Below are 22,070 nucleotides of genomic sequence, written 5' to 3'. Positions count from 1 at the left end.
ACGCGTGGGGATCGAGAGCGATCAGCTCGTCTACGACTATCTGAGCCGGGTCGGCGACCTGGCTCAGCAGCAGAAGCTGCCCTCGGCGGCGCGTATGCGGCTGGTGGCCGGCCTGCGCGACGAGATCGACCGGCAGCGCGCCCGATTCGGCACGCCCGACTCCCCCGCCGCGGTGCGCCGCATCCTCGGCCGCATCGGGCCGCCGGACGAACTGGTGGCGCGGGCGGCGTCGGGCGGGGCGCTGCCCGTGGGCGCGGCCGGGCCGGCGACCGAAGCGGAGAAGGGCCCGCCGGTCGTCCTGCCGGAGCAGCGCGCGAAGCCGAAGCGGGCCGGTGGACGGATTCCCCGTCCCCGCGACCGCGCGAGCGAGCCCGGGGCCGTGTCCCGGCCCGCCGGGGCGTCGCCGCCCCACCTCGCCGGAACCGACGAACTCGGGCCCCGGGGCAGCGAACCCGACTGGTGGCGTGTCGAACCGGGGCCGTTCGGTCTGGGCGTCGACGTGCCGGGGTTCGTCGGCGGGGTCGAGATCCCGGAGATATTGAAGCCGCCGCCCCCGGCGCGCGACGACGACGGGGAGGACGAGGGCGCGGCCGCCGGTGCGGACGGCGTCGAGCAGGCGCCCGCCGGGACGCGGGGCTTCCTGCGCCGCGGCCTCACACGCCTGTGGCGGCGTACCGCCCCGGCGCCCGCCGTCGTGCCGGCGGAGGAGGCGCGGGCCCCGGTCAGCGTGCTCCTCGCGGCCGCCGCCGCGTTGCTCGTGCTGGGCGCCGTGCTCGGCAACTGGCTCGCGCTGGCCGCCGGTTGGCTCCTCGCGTACGCGTCACGGCGCATGAGCCGCGCCGAGGCGAAGTGGGCGGTGCTCGGCCTGCCGGGGGTCGTCGCGGCGGGCGCGCTGGTGTGGCTGTGGGGCCGGACCGAGGGGCGCTGGGGCGAGCCGGTCGCGCCGGACGCGATGGGCGAGGCCCTGTCGGGCATGTGGCCCGTGGTCGTACGGGTGGCGGCCGTCGCCTCCGCGCTCCACCTGCTGTGGCGGGCGCGGAGGCGGTAGCGCCGGCTACTTCGTGAGGTGGCCCCGCAGTTCGTCGAGGATCCGGTGGGCGGCGGTGTATCCGATGCCCTGGATCCACAGTTCGTCGTCGACGGCGAAGACCTTGCCCGCCTTCGCGGCGGGCATGTTCTTCCACAGCCCGCTGCCGAGGGTCTTCACCGCCCCGGCCTTCTCCGGGTCGCCGTACGTCGAGTGGAAGACCACGTCGGCGCCCTCGCCCGCGAGGTTGATCCTCTCGGGGCTCACGTCGTACGAGAAGCCGTCCTTGGCCTTGTCGGCGATGGCCGGGCGGCCGAGACCGACGTCGGCCAGGACGGTCGCGATGTAGTTCTGCCTGCCGTAGACGCGGATGTCCGCGCCCTCGATGAAGCGCACCACGTTGACGTCGGTCTTCGCGGCCCGGTCCTCGCCGCCGATGGCGTCGGTGACCTCGCGGGCGTGGGCGGTGTAGTCGGCGACGATCCGCTTCGCCTCGGCCTTCTTGCCGAGCGCGTCCGCGTGGACCTGGAAGTTCTCCTTCCAGGGGTAGCCGGTGTTCTCCGTCATCACCGTCGGCGCGAGCTGCTCGAGCTCGTCGTAGAGGGCGGCGTGGCGCACCTTGCTGGTGAGGATCAGGTCGGGCTTCAGGGCGGCGACGGCCTCCAGGTTGGGGGTCGTCATCTCGCCGACGTCCTTGATGCCGGCGACCTCGTCCTCGGGCAGGTAGCTCAGGAACCCGGACTCGGTGCCGGTGTGCGTCGCGCCGACCGGCTTCACGCCCAGCGTGATCGCGGAGTCCAGCTCGGCGGTGTCGAGCACGACGACGCGCTTCGGGTTCTCGGGGACCTTCACGTCCCCCATGGCGGTCCTGACCGTGTGCGTCTTCGCTCCGGCTGGCGCGGAGTCCACGTCGCCCGAGCCGGCACCGCAGGCGGAGAGCGTGAGGGCGGCGGCGACGGCGAGGGATGCGGCGGCCGGGCCGCGGCTACGGAGGGGTGAGGTCATCGGGTTGGCGCCTTTCGGGTTGTCCGGAGGGGGTGGCGGGCTCGTGGGGCGCGGCGGACCGGGCGGTGGCTTCGGGGGCGGTGCGCGGAGCCGGGGCCGACGGGGTCCACGGGGCGCCGGGGACGACCAGCGGGGATCCGGTCACCGGGTCCGGGACGACCACCGACGCGAGGCCGAACACCTCCCGTACGAGATCCGCCGTGACGATGTCGCCGGGGTGGCCCTCGGCGACGACGCGGCCCTCCTTCATCGCTACGAGGTGATCGGCGTAGCGGGCGGCCTGGTTGAGGTCGTGGAGGACCGCGACGACGGTCCGGCCGCGGTCCCGGTTGAGCCGGCGCACCAGGTCCAGCACCTCGACCTGGTGGGCGATGTCGAGGTACGTCGTCGGCTCGTCCAGCAGCAGCAGGTCCGTCTCCTGCGCGAGGGCCATCGCGATCCACACGCGCTGGCGCTGGCCGCCGGAGAGCGCGTCGACGGGCCGCTCCGCGAGCGCGGTGACGTTCGTGCGCGCCATGGCGTCGGTCACCGCCCGCTCGTCCTCGTCCGACCACTGCTGCCACCAGTGCTGGTGCGGCTGACGTCCGCGCGCGACCAGGTCGGCGACGGTGATGGCCTCGGGCGCGACCGGGGTCTGCGGCAGCAGACCGATGGCCCGCGCGATCTTCTTCGTCGGGATCCTCGCCAGCTCCGCGCCGTCGAGCAGCACCGCCCCGCGCTTCGGCCTGAGCAGCCTGCCGAGCGCGCGCAGGGTGGTGGACTTGCCGCACGCGTTCGGGCCGACGATGACGGTCACCCTGCCGTCGGGCACGGCCAGGTCGAGGTCGTGCACGACCGTACGGTCCTCGTAGGCGAGCGTCAGCCCGCGCGCGGTGAGCCTGCTCACGCCTTGCCTCCGGTACGGCCCTTGATGATGAGCCAGATCAGGTACGGGGCGCCGACCGCCGCCGTCAGCACGCCCACCGGCAGTTCGGTGGGCGACAGCAGCCGCCGGGCCCACAGGTCCGCCAGTACGACGACGAGGGCGCCCATCAGCGCCGAGCAGAGCAGCGGGATCTGCGCGGTACGGGTCGTCCGGCGGGCGATCTGGGGCGCCAGCAGCGCCACGAAGTCGACGGGACCGGCGGTCGCGGTGGCCACCGAGGCGAGCACGACGCCGGTGAGCACCAGGCCCAGCCGCACCCGCCCCAGCCGCACGCCGAGCCCCGTCGCGGTGTCGTCGTCCAGGGCCACGGAGCGCTGGGCACGGGCCGCCCACGCAACGGCGGGCAGCAGCAACAGGAGCACCCACGCCAGCGGGGCCGCCTCGTCCCAGCCGCGCCCGCCCAGCGATCCGGTCATCCAGATCTGCGCCTGCTGGGCCGCGAGGTGGTCGCCCTTGGTGAGGAAGAGATGGGTGACGGAACGCAGGGCGATCGCGAAACCGATGCCGATGAGCACGAAACGCGTGGCGTGCAGCCCGCCGCGCCAGGCGAAGGCGTACACGAGAGCGGCGGCGAGGAGGCCGCCGAGCACGGACACGTACGGCAGTACGGCGTACGAGGTGATCCCGAAGGTCGTCGCCCCGACCGTGAGCGCGCTCGCGCCCTGGCTGACGCCGATGATGTCGGGGCTGGCGAGGGGGTTGCGCGCGACGCTCTGGATCAGCGCCCCGGCGATGCCGAACGCGGCCCCGACGAGCAGCCCGACCGTCATGCGCGGCAGCCGCAGGGTCCCCACGACCAGCTCGTCCGCCGACGGCTGCCCGAAGAGCACCTTCAGCACCTCGGCGGGCGGGACGTAGCTCTCACCGGCGCAGAGGTACGCGACGCACACCCCGGCCAGCGCGAGAGCGAGGGCGCAGGCGACGAGGGCGGAACGCCGGTGGAGCAGGAACCGCGTCCGGCCGGCGCGGACGACCGCACAACCGGCGGGCCGCATCCCGACCGCGGCGCCCGCCGTCACGCCACTGCCCGCCGTCACGCCGGCACCGCCTTCCGCCGTACGAGCGCGACCAGGAACGGCACGCCGATCAGGGCCGTCATCACGCCCGCCGGCACCTCGCCGGGCGGGAAGACCACCCGCCCCGCCACGTCGGAGACCAGCAGCATCACCGGCCCGATCAGCGCGGCCATGGGCAGCGCCCAGCGGTGGTCGCCGCCGACCACCGCCCGCGCGATGTGCGGGACCGCGAGGCCGACGAAGGCGACGGGGCCCGCGGCGGCGACCGCGGCGCCGGTCAGGACCGTCGCGCCGACCCCGCCGACGATCCGTACGGTCGCGACGTTCTGCCCCAGCCCCCTGGCGACGTCCTCGCCGAGCGCCAGCGCGTCGAGGCCGCGCGCCACGGACAGCACGAGCACCACCCCGGCCAGCAGGAACGGCCAGGTCTGCCCGACGATGTCCGCGTCCCGCCCGGCGACCGACCCGACCTGCCAGAAGCGGAACTCGTCGAGCGCCGCTCCCTTCGTCGTCAGGACCGCCGTCGTCACGGACGCGAGCAGGGCGTTGATCGCGGCGCCGCTCAGCGCGAGCTTCACCGGCGTCGCGCCGCCGCGCCCGCCCGCCGCGACGGCGTACACCGCGACAGAGGCGAGACCCGCGCCGGCGAACGCGAACCACACGTAGCCCGACAGCGTGTGGACCCCGGCGAACGCGATGGCGAGCACCACGCCCACCGACGCGCCCTGGCTGATGCCGAGGATGCCCGGGTCCGCGACGGGGTTGCGGGTGATGCCCTGGAGCGCCGTTCCGGCGAGGGCCAGCGCGACGCCGGCCATCAGGGCGACGAGCGTGCGCGGCACCCTCATCGTCCGCACGACCTCGGCGGCGTCGCTGTGACCGCCGTGCAGCAGGACGCCGAGGACCTCGGCCGGCGCGATGGACCGCGCCCCGACGGCGAGGCTCAGCAGCACGGACACCAGCAGGGCCGCGATCGCGGCGGCCGTCCATCCGATGCGCCGCATGACCGGCGCACGTCCGGTGGGGCTGGTGGCGGCTCGCATCTGACCCATTCGCGTCCGGAGGCTGGTAAGGCTTGGCTAAGTGTACGAGTGGGCCCCCGGCGCCCGCAGGCACAATGGCCTTCATGCCCACGCACTCCGACAACGCCCCGACGCCGCCGCTGACGGTCGGCTTCGACCTCGACATGACGCTCATCGACTCCCGGCCCGGCATCAAGGCCGCCTACGAGGCGCTCGCCGCCGAGACCGGGGCACACATCGACGCGGACCTGGCGGTCACCCGGCTCGGCCCGCCACTGGAGCGGGAACTGGCGTTCTGGTTCCCCGAGGACCGCATCCAGGAGATGGGCGACCGCTACCGCGAGATCTATCCCACGTACGCGATCACGCCAACTCCCGCGCTGCCTGGCGCCCGCGAGGCGGTGGCCGCGGTACGGGCGGCGGGCGGCCGGGCCATCGTCGTGACGGCCAAGCACGAGCCGAACGCCAAACTGCACCTCGCGCACCTCGGCATCGAGCCGGACGCGGTCATCGGCTGGCTGTGGGCGGAGGCCAAGGCGGAGGCGCTGCGCGAGTACGGCGCGTCGGTGTACGTCGGCGACCATCTCGGCGACATACGCGGAGCCAGGGCGGCGGGGGCCCTGTCCGTGGCCGTGCCGACGGGGCCCTGCGACGCCGCTGAGCTGCGGGAAGCCGGTGCGGACGTCGTCCTGGACGACCTCACGGCCTTCCCGGCCTGGCTGGCCTCCTACCGGGGGGCCGCCGCTCCGCGCGCCTGACGGCGCTGCGCGGCGATCGACCTGAGCACGCCGGCCGCGGCGATCACGAAGCCCGCGCCCATCAGCATGCACACGGCGTACGCGACCGGCGGGAAGGGCTCCGTGCCGAGGAAGAGCGGGGCCACAGTGACCAGTGTGGCCAGCGCGCCGGTGAAGAAGACGATCGCGCCGGCGCGTACCAGCCGGTCACCGGCGCCGGCCTCGGCCGATTGGGTTTCAGTCATCACCGGGCCAGGGTAGTTCCCTGCCCGGAGGAACCGCCCGGCGACGTCTTGTCACCAGCCCCTGGACCATTAGCCTTGGTGGTGGCGGGTCCGAAGACCCGCTGTAGTGCTATCCAGAGCCGTTTTCCCCGGCCGAACGCTTGAGCGGAACGTGCCGGGGATCCGACGAGTACGAGGACGAGGACAGACGGTGCCTACCGGCAAGGTCAAGTGGTTCAACAGTGAGAAGGGCTTCGGCTTCCTCTCCCGCGACGACGGCGGCGACGTCTTCGTTCACTCGTCGGTGCTTCCTGCCGGAGTCGACGCCCTGAAGCCCGGCCAGCGCGTCGAATTCGGCGTCGTGGCGGGCCAGCGCGGCGACCAGGCGCTCACCGTGACGATCCTCGACCCGACTCCGTCCGTCGCCGCCGCGCAGCGCCGCAAGCCCGACGAACTGGCGTCGATCGTCCAGGACCTGACGACGCTCCTGGAGAACATCACCCCGGCCCTGGAGCGCGGCCGCTACCCCGAGAGGGCGGCCGGCGCGAAGATCGCGGGCCTGCTGCGCGCGGTGGCCGACCAGCTGGACGTGTGAGCGCCGGCTAGACGAAGTCGAGCGCGCGGCTGCCGAGGGGCGGAACCAGCCCCTCGGCAGCCGCGCGCGTGAGCAGCCCCCGCACCGCCGCGTAGCCGCTCTCGCCGAGGTCGGCGGTGAACTCGTTCACGTACAGGCCGATGTGCTGGTCCGCCACCGCCGGGTCCATCTCCTGGGCGTGCTCCAGCACGTACGGCCGCGACACCAGCGGGTCGTCCCAGGCCATCCGCACCGAGGTCCGGGCCGCGTCCGCGAGCCGGCGCAGCCGTTCCGCGCCCAGCGAGCGCTTGGCGATGATCGCGCCCAGCGGGATCGGCAGGCCGGTCGCGCCCTCCCAGTGCTCGCCCATGTCGGCGAGGGAGTGCAGCCCGTAGTCCTGGTAGGTGAAGCGCGCCTCGTGGATGACGAGCCCCGCGTCGACCTTGCCGTCGCGCACCGCGGGCATGATCTCGTGGAAGGGCATGACGACGATCTCGCCGACCCCGGCCGGCACGACGTCCGCTGCCCACAGCCGGAACAGCAGGTACGCGGTCGAGCGCTCGCTCGGCACGGCCACCCGCTTGCCGGTGAGGTCCACCCCGGCCTCGCGTGTGAGCACCAGGGGCCCGCAGCCCCGGCCGAGCGCCCCGCCGCACGGCAGCAGCGCGTACTCCTCCAGGACCCACGGCAGCACCGCGTACGAGACCTTGAGCACGTCGAACTCCCCGCGCTCGGCCATCCCGTTGGTGACGTCGATGTCCGCGAACGTCACGTCGAGCGCGGGCGCGCCGGGCACGCGGCCGTGCGCCCAGGCGTCGAAGACGAAGGTGTCGTTGGGGCAGGGCGAGTAGGCGATCTTCAGCGTCTCAGCGGTCATTTCCATCCCAACCCTCGAGTACGGGCACGAGCTTCCCGAACGCCTCGGTGAGCGCCTCCAGCGCCTCCCCGATGCGCCAGGCCGCCCGGTCGCGCGGCCCCACGGCGTTCGACACCGCGCGGATCTCCAGCACCGGCACGCCGTGCCGCGCGGCGGCCTCCGCGACCCCGAACCCCTCCATCGCCTCGGCGGCGGCGCCGGCGTGCCGGGCGCGCAGCTCGGCGGCGCGGGCGGCGGACCCGGTCACGGTGGAGACGGTCAGCACGGTGCCGGCCGCCGCGCCGGTCGCGTCGGCCACGGCCCGTACGAGAGCGGCGGGCGGCAGGTGCTCCACCGTGCCGAAGCCCAGGGCCGTCACCGGGAGGTAGCCGCCGGGCGTCTCGGCCCCCAGGTCGGCGGCGACGATCGCGTCCGCGACGACGACCGAGCCGGGCGGGGCCACCCGCTCGAACCCGCCGCCGATGCCGGCGGAGATCACCAGCCCGTACGGGCGTGTCGCGGACGCCAGCGCCAGCGCGGTGGCCGTTTCGGCGGCGGCAGCGGCCGGACCGACCCCGGCGGCGACGACATCGACGCCGACCGGGCCGGAAACGCTCGCCAACGCGCGCGTGACCGCGTCCCGCTCGGCGGGAACCGCGGTCACGACCAGCACACGCATCGTCAGGAGGTCTTCTCCAGCTTGAAGTGCCAGATGCCGGTGAGCTTCTTGCCCTTCGTCTCGACGACGCTGACCTGCGCCTCGTCGGGGCTCGGGGCGCCCGGCTGCTGTTGCTGCTGCTGGGCGAAGAAGGCGCTGCCCGGGATGGTCCGGTACGTCTTCTTGAACGGCTCCTGCTCGGCCTGCTGGCCGTTGATGAAGAGCGTCCAGCCCTTGTCCGCGATCTCGGGGTCGACGCCGAAGCGGACCTTGTCGTCCATGGAGACCTTGACGGTCTTCTCGGCCTTCTTGTTCAGGCACCCCTGGAGCAGGGATTCCTTGATCGCGGCGCCGTCGTTGTAGCACGCGGCGTCGGTGTGCACCGAGTTCGTGCCGACCGTCACGGTCGCCAGCGGCGTCGGCTTGTCGCAGGCGGACAGGACGAGGAGTCCGGCCGACACGGCACCGATCACGGTGGCGGTGCGGCGGGCCTTACCAGAGAGGAGCGCAACGGTCATGGGGCGAAGGCTATCGCCCGCTCCACCTCACGCCACGCGGGGGTGCGGCGTGCCGCGCCGGGCCGCCCCCAGGAGGCCCCGTACGGACAGGGCCGCGCCCGTCGCGAGAAGCCCCGCGGCGACCGACATGCCGAGCGCGCCGTTCAGCGGCAGGGCGATCCCGATGGCGCCGCCCACCACCCACGCCATCTGGAGCAGCGTCTCCGACCGCGCGAACGCCGATGTCCGCACCTCCTCGGGCACGTCCCGCTGGATCAGCGCGTCCAGCGACAGCTTGGCCAGCGCCTGGCACAGCCCGGCCGTCGCGCCCAGCACGGCCACCATCAGCCCGCCGAAGAACACCGCCGCGCAGACGGCCACCCCCAGCGTCAGCATCAGGACCGTCGCGATGATCAGTTCGGGGCCGCGGGACTTGAGCAGGGCCCCGATGGCCGTCCCGCAGGCGTTGCCCACCCCGGCCGAGACGCCGACGACCGCGAGCGACACGGCAGCGCTCTGCCCGGAGAGCGGATGCTCGCGGATGAGGAACGCCAGGAAGAAGATCAGGAAGCCGGAGAGCGCGCGGTGCGCCGCGTTGGCCTGGAGGCCGTGCAGTACGGAGGGGCCGACGGTCCGCAGGCCGGGACGGCGCGGCGCCCTGCCGTTCCCGCGTTCGTCCCCGCGTTCGTGCCCGTGGCCGTGTTCCAGCAGCATGGCCTTCCGCTCGCCCTTGGCGGAGTCGACCTTGTGCGGCATCGAGAAGGCCAGCACCGTACCGGCGACGAACAGCACGAACGCCCCGTACAGCGGCCACGCCGGACCGAGCTGCTGGAGCCCCACCCCGATGGGTGCGGCGGCGCCCGTCGCCAGCAGCCCGGCCAGCGTCACCCGTGAGTTGGCCTTCACCAGGGAGAAGCGGGGTGGGAGCAGGCGCGGGACGACGGCGCTCCGTACGACGCCGTACGCCTTCGAGGACACCAGTACGCCGAGTGCCGCCGGATAGAGCTCCAGGCCGCCCGTCGCCACCGCGCCCGACATCGCGAGGGCGAGCAGCGCGCGGGCGAGCATCGCGCCGGCCATCGCGGCCCGGCGGCCGTGCGGGACGCGGTCCAGGAGGGGGCCGATCACCGGGGCCAGGAGGGTGAAGGGCGCCATGGTGACGGCGAGATACAGGGCCACCCGGCCGCGCGCCTCGTCCGTCGGGACGGAGAAGAAGACGGTGGAGGCCAGGGCGACCGTGACCATCACGTCGCCCGCGCCGTTCACGGCATGCAGCTCGATCAGCTTGCCGAGGCCCGACTCGCCCGCGCCGTGCGCGTGCGTGGCGCGCCGAATGCCCTTCGCCGTACCGGAGAAGGGCAGATGCAGGGCACGGCCGACCGCCCGGGCCCTCCTGCGGAGTGGACCGGATCCGTCGGACGACTGTGCGGCAGCCACCCCGCCATAGTGCCCCAACCCTCCCCGGGTCGAACGTGAAACATGGCGGCGACGCGGACGGACCATCACTCCGGGCATTTGGGACGCATTGCCGTCGCGGTGCCGCGTCCGCGCCCGATCCGCGCCCGATCTCCGACCGATCTCCACCGGATCTCTCGGGCCTTCCCGCCGCAAAGACGGGCGTGCAGGTGGGCCGGGGGCGGCGAAGGGGGTAGCGTGCGTAGCGCGCCACCGGCGGTTGTCCTCGGCCGCGCGCCTCTCCGTCATCCCGCAGAATGGGTGGTGGAAAGTGCGCCCGAGACCGAGACGGGTCGGGCGAGGCGCGGACGTCGACGCGGCCCTTCGGTCCGCTCCGCCCGCAGCTCGCACCTCGTATCTCGTACCTCGTACGGGCATCCGTTGGCGCACCCGTGAGACGGCGTAGGAGAGAAGCGAGACCTGTGAGTGCTGCGACGACGCGAAGCCGAACCCCCGACCGCCTGTGCGCCGAGGCGGTAGACCTTGCCAGGGCGGCGGCCGAGGAGGCCGCCTTTCCCGGCGTGGTCGGCGAGCATGTCTCCCTCTTCGCCGAGGGTGACCGGGTCGTCACCCACCTCTTCGAATGCAAGGAACCCGGTTACCGGGGCTGGCGCTGGGCGGTGACGGTCACCCGCGCCTCGCGGGCCAAGCTGGTCACCCTCGACGAGACGGTGCTCCTGCCGGGGCCGGACTCCCTGCTGGCGCCCGAGTGGGTGCCGTGGAGCGAGCGGCTGCGCCCGGGGGACATGGGTCCCGGCGACCTGCTCCCCACCGAGGCGGAGGACCTGCGCCTGGAGCCCGGCTACACCGGCGAGGACGTCCCGCCGCCGGACTCGGCCGTCTCCGAGGAGATGGCCGACCTCGTCGAGGCGGAGGACGCCGAGGTCGCGGGCGGAGCGCCGGCGACGCTGCCGCTGGTTCCCTCGCGCGGGTCGATCGCGGCGGTCGCCGAAGAGCTGGGGATGCGGCGGGCGCGCGTCCTGTCGCGGTACGGGCTGCACATCGCGGCGGACCGCTGGGACGAGGCGTACGGCGCGAAGACCCCGATGGCCCAGGCCGCGCCGGCGACGTGCGTCTCGTGCGCCTTCCTGGTGCCGCTGTCCGGATCGCTGCGGCAGGCGTTCGGCGTCTGCGCGAACGAGTACTCGCCCGCGGACGGGCGGGTCGTGTCGCTCGCCTACGGCTGCGGCGGGCACTCGGAGGCGGCGGTCATGCCGAAGCCGATGCGGCCCGCGCCGCCGGTGCTGGACTCGATGGCCACGGACGCGTTCCCGCTCCGCCCGGACCCGGAGGGCGGCTCGGTCCCGGCCACGCCCGACCCGACGGAGGACCTGGGCCACTCCTGAGCCCGGGCCCCCGGATCCGCTGCCCGTGCGGCGGCCCCCCGCCGCCGCACCACACCCGCACCGCCCCGATGGGCAGGTGGCCGTCGGCGGGCCGTCGGCGCGGGATACTTGCGCCCCGTAGACGCGGGTAGGCGTCAGCCGAGCCGTACCTCAGGACGAGCGGAGACAAGCGTGAGCGTCAGGGCCACCGACGAGGCCGACCCCTTCGGCACGGCGCGGCTGCGGCGCGGTGTGCTCGACGCCTGGAGCGCGAGTCCCGCCCGCTTCCGGGAGGACGCCAACGCCGAGGAGGACCTCGCCCTCGGCGGCTACCGCGACCGCCTCGTCGTGGAGCTGGCCCAGAACGCCGCCGACGCCGCCGCCCGCGCCGGCGTGACCGGCCGCCTGCGCCTCACCCTGCACGCCGCCACCCCCGACGCGCCCGCGATCCTCGCCGCCGCCAACACCGGCGCGCCCCTCGACGCCGCCGGCGTCGAATCGCTCAGCACCCTGCGGGCGTCGGCCAAGCGCGAGGACACCGACAACGCGGTCGGCCGCTTCGGCGTCGGATTCGCCGCCGTGCTCGCCGTCAGCGACGAGCCCGCCGTCCTCGGCCGGCACGGCGGCGTCCGCTGGTCCCTGGCCGAGGCCAGGGAACTGGCCGTGGACGCCGCCCAGACCGCCCCCGGACTCGGCGAGGAACTGCGCCGCCGCGACGGCCACGTACCGCTGCTGCGCCTCCCGCTCCCCGCCGAGGGCTCCGCCCCCGCCGGCTACGACACCGTCGTGGTCCTGCCGCTGCGCGACGGCGGCGCCGTGGACCTCGCCCAGCACCTCCTCGAAGCCATCGACGACGCACTGCTGCTGACCCTCCCCGGCCTCGCCGAGATCGTCGTCGAAACCCCGGACGGCACCACCCGTACGCTCACACGCGCCGAGCGGGACGCGTACGTGCACATCGACGACACCGCGCGCGGCGCCACCCGCACCACCCGCTGGCGCACCGTCACCCGCTCCGGCGCCCTGCGGCCCGAACTCCTCGCCGACCGGCCCGTCGAAGAGCGCCTGCGCCCCCACTGGGCCGTCACCTGGGCCGTCCCCGTGGACGGCGACGGAGCGCCGCAGCGGCCCGCCACCGCGCCGGTCGTGCACGCACCGACGCCGACCGACGAACCGCTCGGCGTACCGGCGCTCCTCATCGCCTCGCTGCCCCTGGACACGACCCGCCGCCACCCCGCGCCGGGGCCGCTGACCGCCTTCATCGTGGAGCGCGCGGCCGACGCGTACGCCGAACTGCTCGGCGACTGGGAGCCGGTGTCCACCGGCACGGTCGACCTGGTCCCCGGCCCGCTCGGCAAGGGCGAACTCGACGGCGCCCTGCGCGCCGCCGTCATCGCCAGGCTGCCCCGCGTCGCGTTCCTCGCACCGGCCGCGCCCTCCGAGGAACTCACCGCACTGCGCCCCTTCGAGGCGGAGGTCGTCGAGGGCGCGGGCGCCGACACCGTACGCGTCATGGCCGAAGTGCTGCCGACCCTGCTCCCCGCCGGTCTGGAACGCCGGGCCGAGCTGCGGACCCTGGGCGTCGGGCGGCTGCCGCTGGGCGACGCCATCGAGCGCCTCGCGGGCGCCGAGCGCGAGCCGTCGTGGTGGCGGCGGCTGTACGAGTCGCTCGCCGGCGTCGACCCGGACCGCCTGTCCGGGCTCCCGGTGCCGCTGGCCAGTGGCCGCACCGTCATCGGCCCCCGGCAGGTGCTGCTCCCGCTGACCGGCGCGGACGCGGACACGGCCGCCCCCGAGCAGCTCGCCCGCCTCGGCCTCAAGGTCGCCCACCCGGACGCCACCCACCCCCTCCTGGAGAAGCTCGGCGCGCTCCCCGCCACCCCCCGCGCCGTCCTCACCACCCCGCAGGTGCGGGCCGCCGTCGCCGCCTCCCTCGACGACGGCGGCCGGCTCTGGGACGAGGACGCCCCGGACGCCGACGAACTCGCGGAGACCGTGCTGGCGCTCGTACGGGACGCCGACCTGTCACCCGGCGACGAGCCGTGGCTCGGCGCGCTGGCGCTGCCCGACGAGGACGGCGAGCTGTCTCCCGCCGGTGAACTCGTGCTGCCCGCAAGCCCGTTCGCGCAGATCATGCGCGAGGGTGAACTGGCCCTGTGCGACGCCGAGCTGGCCGCCCGCTGGGGCGAGCAGCCGCTCACGGCCTGTGGCGTGCTGGCCACCTTCGCGCTCGTGCGCACCACCGACATCGTGCTCGACCCGGACGAATTCGAGCCACGCGACGGCGACTTCGCCGAGCCCGACGACGCCGGCCTGCTGGACGCCGTGGACGTGTGGTGCGAGGACATCCTCGACCAGCTGCCGGAGACCTCCGTGCCGCCGGTCGCCACCGAGATCGTCGCCGTACGGGACCTGGACCTCGTCGACGACGACCGGTGGCCGCAGGCCCTCGCGCTGCTCGCGCAGCCGCCCCTGCGGGACGCGCTGACCCAGCCCGTGCGCGTCCTGCTGCCGGACGGGACGACGCAGTCCGTACGCCCGTACACCGCCTGGTGGCTGCGCGACCACCCCGTGCTGGACGGGCGGCGTCCGGCCGGGCTGCGGTCCGCGGGCGGCGACCCGCTCCTCGACGGGCTCTACACCTCGGCGGACGCCACCGGCTTCGACGACGAGCAGGTGCTGAGGGCGCTGGGCGTACGGACCTCCGTGGCGGCGCTGCTGGACGAGCCCGGCGGCGCGGCCGAGCTCCTCGGCCGTCTCGCGGACCCCGACCGCACGGTCACCGCTTCCCAACTCCACGCGCTGTACGGCGCCCTGGCGGACCTCGATCCCGAACAGGTCACGCTGCCGGACGAGTTGCGCGCGGTGGTGGACGGCGAGGTGCGGGTGGTCGACGCGGCGGACGCGGTGGTCGCGGACGCCCCCGACCTGCTGCCGCTCACCTCGGGGCTGCCCCTGCTGCCCGTCTCCCCCTCGCGCGCCGCCGACCTGGCCGACCTGCTCCAGGTGCGCCGCCTGAGCGAGTCCGCGGAGGCGGAGGTGACGTCGGAAGGCGTGGAGCGCGAGGTCCCGGAATCCGTGCGCGTCCTGCTCGGCACCGGCACTCCGTCGTCGTACATCGAACACGAGGAACTGCTCGCGGGCGGGGTCGAGCTGGATTGGCGCCGTACGCCCGACGGGACCGTCCACGCGGCCACGTTGGAGGGTGTGGCGGCGGGTCTCGCCTGGTCAGCGGGGCAGTGGCCGCGTCGCTTCGAGGTGGCGGCCCTGATCGAGGATCCGTCACGGACGGAAGAACTCGCACGGGACCGCTGGTTCGACTGATTTGGTGTTTACGAACTCTCCGCGCTCTCCTTACACTTCGTTCGACACTCAAAGATCCTGTCGGGGGGAAAAGCGGCGGGGTCGCATACCTGTGGGGACATTCATACATGCGCATACGTGCCACTGTGGCCGCCGTTTCGGGCGCCCTGGCCCTGTCCGCTCTCGCCGTCCCGGCCGCCACGGCCGTGGACGTGCCGAAGCCGGGCAGCCTGTCGGCCCGCGCCGGACAGGCTCCCGCTGACGACATCGTCGTCGGCGACACCAAGATCACCAACGTCGTCGTCAACGGCGGCAAGGACATCGTCCTGGGCACCACCAACCCCAAGACGATCACCGTCTCCGTGACGGCGACCGACGCGTCCGGCATCAAGGACGCGTACGTCGCGCTCTGGCACGGCACCGCCGACAACGTCGACGGCTACCTCATCCCGAACGAGGAAGCCGCCACCTGCACGGCGGTCAACGCCACGACGTCGACGTGCAAGCTCACGATCACGATCGACCCGCAGCTCGACCTGTACATGAACTCGCTCGCGGGCACCTGGAAGGTCGAGGCGGCCGCGGAGGGCAACGACGAGGACTTCATCTGGCAGGACGCGTACAAGACGCACCGCGTCCAGCGCTTCTCCAAGCTGACGGTCAACGCCTCGCCGGAGCCGGTCGTCAAGGGCAAGACCATCACGGTCACGGGCAAGCTGTCCCGCGCCAACTGGGAGACCTACACGTACGCGGGCTACACCGCCCAGCCGGTGAAGCTCCAGTTCCGCAAGGCCGGCACCAGCACGTACACCACCGTCAAGACGGTGACGTCCAGCAGCACCGGCGCCCTGAAGTCGACCGTCACGGCGGCCTCCGACGGTTACTTCCGCTACTCGTTCGCGGGTACGTCGACCACCCCCGCGGTCTCCGCGGCCGGTGACTACGTCGACGTCCGCTGACGCGAGCACCGAGCATCGAGCACTGACACCGGGCCTCGCACGCGAGCGCCCGACCGGCTGACGGGCTGACCGCCCGACCGGCCGGGCGACCGGCCGCCGCCCCGGAACCACACCGGATCCGGGGCGGCGGCCGCGTCGCCGTACCAGGACCACCTTCACGGGGCTTCGCTCAACACCTCACCTTCCCGGCCGGGGGGAACACGCGGCGGGAAGTGTGTCGACCATGGGGAAAAACATGCGCTTTCGTGCCACTGCGGCCGCCGTCTCCGGTGCCCTGGCCCTGTCCGCCCTCGCCGTCCCGGCCGCCCGGGCGGACGGTGGTCACGGCGACACCGCCCTCACCGAGGTGGTCGTCAACGGCGGCAAGAACGTCGTGGTCGGCACCACGGAGGTCAGGACCTTCACCGTCGCCGTCACGGCCGCGGACGACTCGGGCGTCATCGGCGCCGACCTGACCCTGAACGGCCCCGGGTTCGGGTCCCTGGAGCCCACCGACGTGGACTGCCTGGGCAACACCTGCACCGGCACCTTCTCGGTCGACCCCCGCGCCGACCTCGAGTACGCCAACGACAAGGCCGGCACCTGGTACGTCGACGCCTGGGTGGACGCCGCGGACGGCGACCACGTCTGGAGGCAGAAGGCGGCCGCCTTCAAGCTCCAGCGCCAGTCGACCCTTTCGGTCAACGCCTCGCCCGAGCCGGTCGCCAAGGGCGGCACGATCACGATCACCGGCAAGCTGGCCCGCGCCAACTGGGAGACGTACACGTACGCGGGCTACACCGGCCAGCCGGTGAAGCTCCAGTTCCGCAAGGCCGGCACCACCGCCTACTCCACCGTCAAGACGGTGACCTCCAACGGCTCCGGTGCGCTGAAGGCGACCGCCACGGCGGCCTCCGACGGCTACTGGCGCTACGCCTTCGCCGGCACGACCACCACCCCCGCGGCCACCGCGGCGGGTGACCACGTCGACGTGCGCTAGGCGGCGTTCGCTCCACCCGTACCACCACACCACGGGCCCCGCCGGGGGGAAACGCGGCGGGGCACGTATCGACTCTCACCCAATGGGGACATCACCACATGCGCATACGCACCACCGTGGCCGCCGTTTCGGGCGCCCTGGTTCTCTCCGCCCTCGTCGTACCGGCCGCCCAGGCCGACCACTCCCCGAGGCCGGCCGGCCTTTCGGCGGCCCTCGCCGCCACGCCGGACGTGAAGGCGGCGGCGGGCGACACCAAGATCACCAAGGCGGTCGTCAACGGCGGCAAGAGCCTGTCCCTCGGCACCACCGCGGTGAAGACCGTCACCGCGGAGGTCACCGCCACCGACCCGGAGGGCATCTACGAGATCCACGCCGCCCTGTGGAACGGTGCGGGCAGCGACTTCGAGAACGCCAAGGGCTTCATCGGCGCGAACAGCCAGACGGGCACCTGCACCGAGGTCAACGCGACCACCACCAAGTGCAAGTACACCTTCGAGGTCGACCCGCTGCTCATGGCGAACGACATCGCCGGCACCTGGAAGCTCTGGTCCGTGGGCATCGGCGCCGACGGCGACTCCGTCACCAACGCCACCGCCGCCACCTTCAAGATCCTGCGCGCCGGCAAGCTGACGGTCGACGCCTCCCCGGAGCCGGTCCGCAAGGGCAAGACCGTCACCGTCAAGGGCAAGCTCTCGCGCGCCAACTGGGACGAGCTGAAGTACGCCGGCTACTCGGGCCAGAAGGTGAAGCTGCAGTTCCGCGAGAAGACCAGCACCACGTACACCACCGTCAAGACGGTGACGTCGAACAGCACCGGCAACCTGTCGGCCACGACCACGGCCACGGTCGACGGCTACTTCCGCTACACCTTCGCGGGTTCGTCCACCACCGCGACGGTCACCGCGGCCGGCGACTACGTCGACGTGCGCTGAGCACCGTCGTAGGCGACTCCTCCGGCTGAGCCGGAGGAGCGGCGGCCGACCCAGCGCCACACCAGCTCCAGGGCGGCCGCCGCCACCGCCGAGACGCCCACCGCCAGCCACGGCATCGTGGTGCCGACCAGACGCAGCGCGAAGAACTCCTGCAGCCACGGCACCACGAGCACGACCACGAAGCCGAGGCTCATCGCGGCCACCAGGCCCAGGCGCCACCAGGTGTACGGGCGGGCGATGATCGCCAGGACCCAGATCGACACCAGGAACAGCGTCAGCGTCGCCACGCTCGTCTCGGCGGACAGGGCGTCCGGGCCGGAGTAGTGGGAGCGGGCGAGCAGGTACGTACAGAAGGTCGCGCACGCGGCGATGACGCCGCTGGGGATCGAGTACCGCATCACCCGGCGGACGAAGTGGGGCCGGGCCCGCTCCTTGTTCGGCGCCAGCGCAAGGAAGAACGCCGGGACGCCGATCGTGAGCGTCGACAGCAGCGTCAGGTGGCGCGGCAGGAACGGGTACTCGACCTGTGAGCAGACCACCAGGATCGCCAGCAGCACCGAGTAGACCGTCTTCGTCAGGAAGAGCGTCGCGACCCGCGTGATGTTGCCGATGACCCGGCGCCCCTCGGCCACCACCGAGGGCAGCGTGGCGAAGCTGTTGTTCAGCAGCACGATCTGCGCGACCGCACGCGTCGCCTCCGAGCCGGAGCCCATCGCCACCCCGATGTCGGCGTCCTTGAGCGCCAGTACGTCGTTCACGCCGTCGCCCGTCATCGCGACCGTGTGGCCCTTCGACTGGAGCGCCGCCACCATCTCGCGCTTCTGCTGCGGGCTGACCCGGCCGAAGACCGCGTTCTCGTCCAGCGCCTGCGCCATCTGCGCGCGCTCGGCCGGCAGCGTACGGGCGTCGACGGTGTTCGCCGCGCCCGGCATGTCGAGCTTGTCCGCCACCGCGCCCACCGACACCGCGTTGTCGCCGGAGATGACCTTCGTGGCGACGTCCTGATCGGCGAAGTACCGGAGGGTGTCGGCGGCGTCGGGGCGCAGCCGCTGCTCCAGGACCACCAGGGCGGTCGCGCGCGAGCCGTCCTTGGCCGCCGGGTCGTCGAGTGCCTTGTCGACGCGGGTGAGCAGCAGCACGCGCAGGCCCTGCCGGTTGAGCAGGTCGATCTCGTCGAGGCAGGGGTCGCCCTTCGGCAGCAGCACGTCGGGGGCGCCGAGCAGCCACGAACTGCTGCCGCCGTCGCCTTCCGCGAAGCTCGCCCCGCTGTACTTGCGGGCGGAAGAGAAGGGCAGCGACTGCGTACAGCGCCAGGAGTCGTCGTCCGGGTAGGCGTTCCTGATCGCCAGGAGGCTGGCGTTCGGCCGCGGGTCGGACTCGCCCAGCGCGCCGAGGACGCCGTGCACGTACGCCTCGTCGGCGCGGGAGCCGTTCAGCGTCCGCACCTCGGTGACGTCCATGCCGCCCTCGGTGAGCGTGCCCGTCTTGTCCAGGCAGACCACGTCGACCCGCGCGAGGCCCTCGATCGCGGGCAGCTCCTGCACCAGGCACTGCTTGCGTCCCAGCCTGACCACGCCGACCGCGAAGGCGACCGAGGTGAGCAGGACCAGGCCCTCGGGGATCATCGGGACGATGCCGCCGACCGTGCGCGCGATCGAGTCCTTGAGCTCGTTCTCCTTGACGACGAGCTGGCTGACGACGAGGCCGATCGAGGTCGGGACCATCAGCCAGGTGACGAACTTGAGGATCTGGTTGATGCCGTTGCGCAGCTCGGAGTGGACGAGCGTGAAGCGGGACGCCTCCTCCGCGAGCTGGGTGGCGTACGCCTCGCGGCCGACCTTGGTCGCGGTGAACGCGCCGCCGCCCGCGACGACGAAGCTGCCCGACATCACCTGGTCGCCCGGCTGCTTGAGCACCGGGTCCGCCTCACCGGTGAGGAGCGACTCGTCGACCTCCAGGCCGTCGGCCTCGACCACCTCGCCGTCGACGACGGCCTTGTCGCCGGGCCCGAGCTCCACCAGGTCGCCGAGGACGATCTCCGAGGTGGTCACCTCGGCGGAGACCCCGTCCCGGCGGACCTTGGGTCTCGCCTCGCCGATGACGGCGAGGCTGTCCAGGGTCTTCTTGGCGCGCAGTTCCTGGACGATGCCGATGGCGGTGTTGGCGACGATCACGAAGCCGAAGAGGCTGTCCTGGATCGGCGCGACGAAGAGCATGATCCCCCACAGCACGCCGATGATGGCGTTGAAGCGGGTGAAGACGTTGGACCGGACGATCTCGACGGCGGAGCGCGAACTGCGCACCGGTACGTCGTTGACCTCGCCCCGGGCGACCCGTTCGGCGACCTCGGTCGCGGTGAGCCCGTTGGGCCCGGGCCCCGCGACGGTCCCGTGCGTGTCGGTCTCTGCCCGCTGCGTCATGGTTCCGACGGTACGACCGGATGTGCCGGTTGACCCGTCGAGTGGCGGAAGACGGGACCGGAGCAGGACGGCGGTGCGGTGGGCACCGTCCCCGGGTCGTACGGGATCCCCGGCTTCCGAGGGGGTGGGCCGGGGGCGTCAGTGAGGGTCGTGCCGGGCTTCGTCCGGCCCTGTGGACCCCGCGGCCCCGGCCGTCTCCGCCGTCCCCACCTGCGCGCGCTTGATCGCCGCGTCGCGTCCGCGTACGTACCAGATACCGATCAGCCCGAGTCCCGCGCCGGCCAGGCAGGTCCACACCCAGCCCGCCCAGCCCCGGTCGTCGAACCATCCGTAGAAGGGGACCTGCACCAGGAAGAGGACGAACCACAGGATCGTGCCGCCGACGACGGTGGCCACGACCGGCCCCTCAAGGGGCTCGGGTGCCTCGTGCTTGGGGGTCCACTTCGCCATGGGGACAGTGTAGGCGCGGCGTACGAGCCCTCGGCGGGCCCCGGCTCAAGGCAGTGGACACAAGGGTCTACGCGCGGAGATAGCGATCTTTCTCTTATGTATTCATACTGAAACGGCTTTGGTCTGACCGATTTCGTTCGGTTGAACATCCAAGGTCGACCACTTTCGGTTCACTTCCTGAGCTTCCCTTCTTCCGCATGAGGTCACGCATGTCCCCCTCGGTCACGGCTCCGGTCGACGACAAGCAGCCGCCGTCCCCCTCGGAGCCGCGGAACGGTCTCGACCGTTTCTTCAAGATCTCCGAGCGGGGCTCCACCGTCGCCCGCGAGGTCCGGGGCGGCCTCGCCACGTTCTTCGCGATGGCCTACATCATCGTGCTGAACCCGATCATCCTCGGCAGCGCGAAGGACATGTACGGGCACCAGCTCGACGGCGGCCAGCTGGTCACCGCCACCGTGCTGACGGCCGCGTTCTCCACGCTCCTGATGGGCGTCATCGGCAACGTACCGATCGCGCTCGCGGCCGGCCTCGGCGTCAACACCGTCGTCGCCCTGCAGCTCGCTCCCCGCATGAGCTGGGCCGACGCGATGGGCATGGTCGTACTCGCCGGCTTCGTCGTCATGCTGCTCGTCGCGACCGGGCTCCGGGAGCGCGTGATGAGCGCGGTGCCGAACAGCCTGCGCAAGGGCATCGCCATCGGCATCGGCCTGTTCATCATGCTGATCGGCCTGGTCGACTCCGGTTTCGTCTCCCGCATCCCGGACGCCGCGCACACCACCGTCCCGCTCCAACTGGGGGCCGACGGCCACCTCAACGGCTGGCCGGTGCTGGTCTTCGTCCTCGGCGTCCTGCTGACGCTGGCGCTGATCGTCCGCAAGGTGCCGGGCGCGATCCTCATCTCGATCGTCGTGATGACCATCGTCTCCCTCGTGATCAACGCCGTGGCCGACATCCCGGCCGGCGGCTGGGGGCTGACCACGCCCGAGTGGCCCGGCAACCCGGTCGCCTCGCCCGACTTCGGTCTGGTCGGCCAGGTCAGCCTGTTCGGCGGCTTCGAGAAGGTCGGCCTGCTGGCCGGCGTCCTGTTCGTCTTCACCGTGCTGCTGTCCTGCTTCTTCGACGCGATGGGCACGATCCTCGGCGTCAGCGACGAGGCGAAGCTGCTGGACGAGAAGGGCAACCTGCCCGGCGTCAACAAGGTGCTGCTCATCGACGGCATCGCCGTCGCTGCCGGCGGCGCCAGCTCCAGCTCCGCCACCACCTGCTTCGTCGAGTCCACCGCCGGTGTCGGCGAGGGCGCGCGCACGGGTCTGGCGAACGTCGTCACGGGCGGCCTGTTCGCCGTGGGCCTGTTCCTGACGCCGCTGGTCACGATGGTGCCGTCGCAGGCCGCCACGCCGGCCCTGGTCGCCGTCGGCTTCCTGATCCTGTCGGGCTCGGTCAAGGACATCGACTGGAGCGACTACACGCTCGCGATCCCGGCGTTCCTGACGATGGTGATGATGCCGTTCACGTACTCGATCACGAACGGCATCGGCATCGGCTTCGTGGCCTTCTGCGTACTGCGCCTGGCGGCGGGGCGTGGGCGCGAGGTGCCGGTGGCGATGTACGCGGTGTCGGCGGTCTTCGCCTTCTACTACCTGATGCCGGCGCTCCAGCTCACGTAGGGAGCCCTGCCCGGCGCGAGGGCCTTTCCCCGTGAGGGG

The 22,070-nt window shown here is 72.9% G+C and carries 20 protein-coding genes; 9 read left to right on the top strand and 11 right to left on the bottom strand.

Going from position 1 to position 22,070, the window contains the following annotated elements; translation table 11 throughout:
- Positions 1–4 precede the first annotated feature (4 nt).
- Positions 5–1,048 (top strand): hypothetical protein, encoded by a 1,044-nt coding sequence (locus AC07FK_RS17310; RefSeq protein WP_479105715.1) that lies wholly within the window; start codon positions 5–7, stop codon positions 1,046–1,048.
- Positions 1,049–1,054: 6 nt separating this feature from the next.
- Here AC07FK_RS17310 and AC07FK_RS17305 read toward each other — a convergent pair whose 3' ends face one another.
- From AC07FK_RS17305 to AC07FK_RS17290, 4 genes are read right to left on the bottom strand one after another with little or no spacing between them, the layout of a single operon-like run.
- Positions 1,055–2,032, bottom strand: a complete 978-nt coding sequence (locus tag AC07FK_RS17305) for an ABC transporter substrate-binding protein (protein WP_479105714.1) — start codon at positions 2,030–2,032, stop codon at positions 1,055–1,057.
- On the bottom strand, positions 2,013–2,918 hold the full coding sequence (locus AC07FK_RS17300) for an ABC transporter ATP-binding protein (protein ID WP_479105713.1): 906 nt from the start codon (positions 2,916–2,918) through the stop codon (positions 2,013–2,015). Before AC07FK_RS17300 ends, AC07FK_RS17305 begins: the two co-directional genes overlap by 20 nt.
- On the bottom strand, positions 2,915–3,952 hold the full coding sequence (locus AC07FK_RS17295) for a FecCD family ABC transporter permease (RefSeq protein WP_479105868.1): 1,038 nt from the start codon (positions 3,950–3,952) through the stop codon (positions 2,915–2,917). Before AC07FK_RS17295 ends, AC07FK_RS17300 begins: the two co-directional genes overlap by 4 nt.
- Positions 3,953–3,990: 38 nt before the next feature.
- On the bottom strand, positions 3,991–5,025 hold the full coding sequence (locus tag AC07FK_RS17290) for a FecCD family ABC transporter permease (protein ID WP_479105712.1): 1,035 nt from the start codon (positions 5,023–5,025) through the stop codon (positions 3,991–3,993).
- A gap of 74 nt (positions 5,026–5,099) precedes the next feature.
- On the opposite strand from AC07FK_RS17290, the gene AC07FK_RS17285 reads away from it, so the two are divergent.
- Complete coding sequence (locus tag AC07FK_RS17285; protein WP_479105711.1) at positions 5,100–5,753, top strand: HAD family hydrolase; 654 nt, start codon at positions 5,100–5,102, stop codon at positions 5,751–5,753.
- Here the strand turns inward: AC07FK_RS17285 and AC07FK_RS17280 are convergent.
- Positions 5,723–5,977, bottom strand: coding sequence for a hypothetical protein (locus AC07FK_RS17280; RefSeq protein WP_479105710.1), 255 nt, complete (start codon positions 5,975–5,977; stop codon positions 5,723–5,725). The two genes, AC07FK_RS17285 and AC07FK_RS17280, sit on opposite strands and share 31 nt — an antisense overlap.
- 190 nt (positions 5,978–6,167) lie before the next feature.
- On the opposite strand from AC07FK_RS17280, the gene AC07FK_RS17275 reads away from it, so the two are divergent.
- Positions 6,168–6,551 carry a cold-shock protein gene (locus AC07FK_RS17275; protein ID WP_479105709.1) on the top strand — a complete coding sequence of 128 codons (384 nt, stop codon included), beginning with the start codon at positions 6,168–6,170 and terminating at the stop codon, positions 6,549–6,551.
- Between the two features lie 7 nt (positions 6,552–6,558).
- On the opposite strand, the gene AC07FK_RS17270 is transcribed toward AC07FK_RS17275, so the two are convergent.
- Genes AC07FK_RS17270 through AC07FK_RS17255 form a run of 4 tightly spaced genes read right to left on the bottom strand, consistent with a single transcriptional unit; the run spans position 6,559 to position 9,978 of the window.
- Entirely contained in the window at positions 6,559–7,407 is an 849-nt protein-coding gene (locus tag AC07FK_RS17270) for a 1,4-dihydroxy-6-naphthoate synthase (protein ID WP_479105708.1), read from the bottom strand.
- The gene (locus tag AC07FK_RS17265; protein ID WP_479105707.1) at positions 7,397–8,065 is read right to left on the bottom strand and encodes a futalosine hydrolase; all 669 of its coding nucleotides are present in this window, start codon (positions 8,063–8,065) and stop codon (positions 7,397–7,399) included. Before AC07FK_RS17265 ends, AC07FK_RS17270 begins: the two co-directional genes overlap by 11 nt.
- A gap of 2 nt (positions 8,066–8,067) precedes the next feature.
- Positions 8,068–8,562: a DUF2771 domain-containing protein gene (locus AC07FK_RS17260; protein ID WP_479105706.1), complete on the bottom strand. Its 495-nt coding sequence runs from the start codon at positions 8,560–8,562 to the stop codon at positions 8,068–8,070.
- 27 nt (positions 8,563–8,589) lie between these two features.
- Entirely contained in the window at positions 8,590–9,978 is a 1,389-nt protein-coding gene (locus AC07FK_RS17255) for an MFS transporter (protein WP_479105705.1), read from the bottom strand.
- A gap of 440 nt (positions 9,979–10,418) precedes the next feature.
- Here AC07FK_RS17255 and AC07FK_RS17250 point away from each other — a divergent pair, with 440 nt between their 5' ends.
- From AC07FK_RS17250 to AC07FK_RS17230, 5 genes are all read left to right on the top strand, one after another.
- A complete protein-coding gene (locus AC07FK_RS17250; protein WP_479105704.1) occupies positions 10,419–11,342 on the top strand; it encodes a DUF3027 domain-containing protein in 924 nt (307 codons plus the stop codon).
- A gap of 171 nt (positions 11,343–11,513) precedes the next feature.
- Positions 11,514–14,645, top strand: a complete 3,132-nt coding sequence (locus AC07FK_RS17245; RefSeq protein WP_479105703.1) for a sacsin N-terminal ATP-binding-like domain-containing protein — start codon at positions 11,514–11,516, stop codon at positions 14,643–14,645.
- Between the two features lie 107 nt (positions 14,646–14,752).
- The gene (locus AC07FK_RS17240) at positions 14,753–15,583 is read left to right on the top strand and encodes a DUF5707 domain-containing protein (protein ID WP_479105702.1); all 831 of its coding nucleotides are present in this window, start codon (positions 14,753–14,755) and stop codon (positions 15,581–15,583) included.
- A 235-nt stretch (positions 15,584–15,818) separates the two neighbouring features.
- On the top strand, positions 15,819–16,562 hold the full coding sequence (locus AC07FK_RS17235) for a calcium-binding protein (protein ID WP_479105701.1): 744 nt from the start codon (positions 15,819–15,821) through the stop codon (positions 16,560–16,562).
- Between the two features lie 98 nt (positions 16,563–16,660).
- Positions 16,661–17,494 (top strand): calcium-binding protein, encoded by an 834-nt coding sequence (locus tag AC07FK_RS17230; protein WP_479105700.1) that lies wholly within the window; start codon positions 16,661–16,663, stop codon positions 17,492–17,494.
- On the opposite strand, the gene AC07FK_RS17225 is transcribed toward AC07FK_RS17230, so the two are convergent.
- Together AC07FK_RS17225 and AC07FK_RS17220 are read right to left on the bottom strand one after the other, a co-directional pair.
- A complete protein-coding gene (locus AC07FK_RS17225; RefSeq protein WP_479105699.1) occupies positions 17,476–19,914 on the bottom strand; it encodes an HAD-IC family P-type ATPase in 2,439 nt (812 codons plus the stop codon). The genes AC07FK_RS17230 and AC07FK_RS17225 overlap by 19 nt on opposite strands.
- 138 nt (positions 19,915–20,052) lie before the next feature.
- Positions 20,053–20,364, bottom strand: coding sequence for a DUF2530 domain-containing protein (locus AC07FK_RS17220; RefSeq protein WP_479105698.1), 312 nt, complete (start codon positions 20,362–20,364; stop codon positions 20,053–20,055).
- 209 nt (positions 20,365–20,573) lie between these two features.
- On the opposite strand from AC07FK_RS17220, the gene AC07FK_RS17215 reads away from it, so the two are divergent.
- Positions 20,574–22,031, top strand: a complete 1,458-nt coding sequence (locus tag AC07FK_RS17215; RefSeq protein WP_479105697.1) for an NCS2 family permease — start codon at positions 20,574–20,576, stop codon at positions 22,029–22,031.
- Positions 22,032–22,070 lie beyond the last annotated feature (39 nt).

It is taken from the genome of Streptomyces sp. NPDC046122, assembly GCF_056429965.1.
This window is presented reverse-complemented; position numbering and strand designations above follow the sequence as displayed.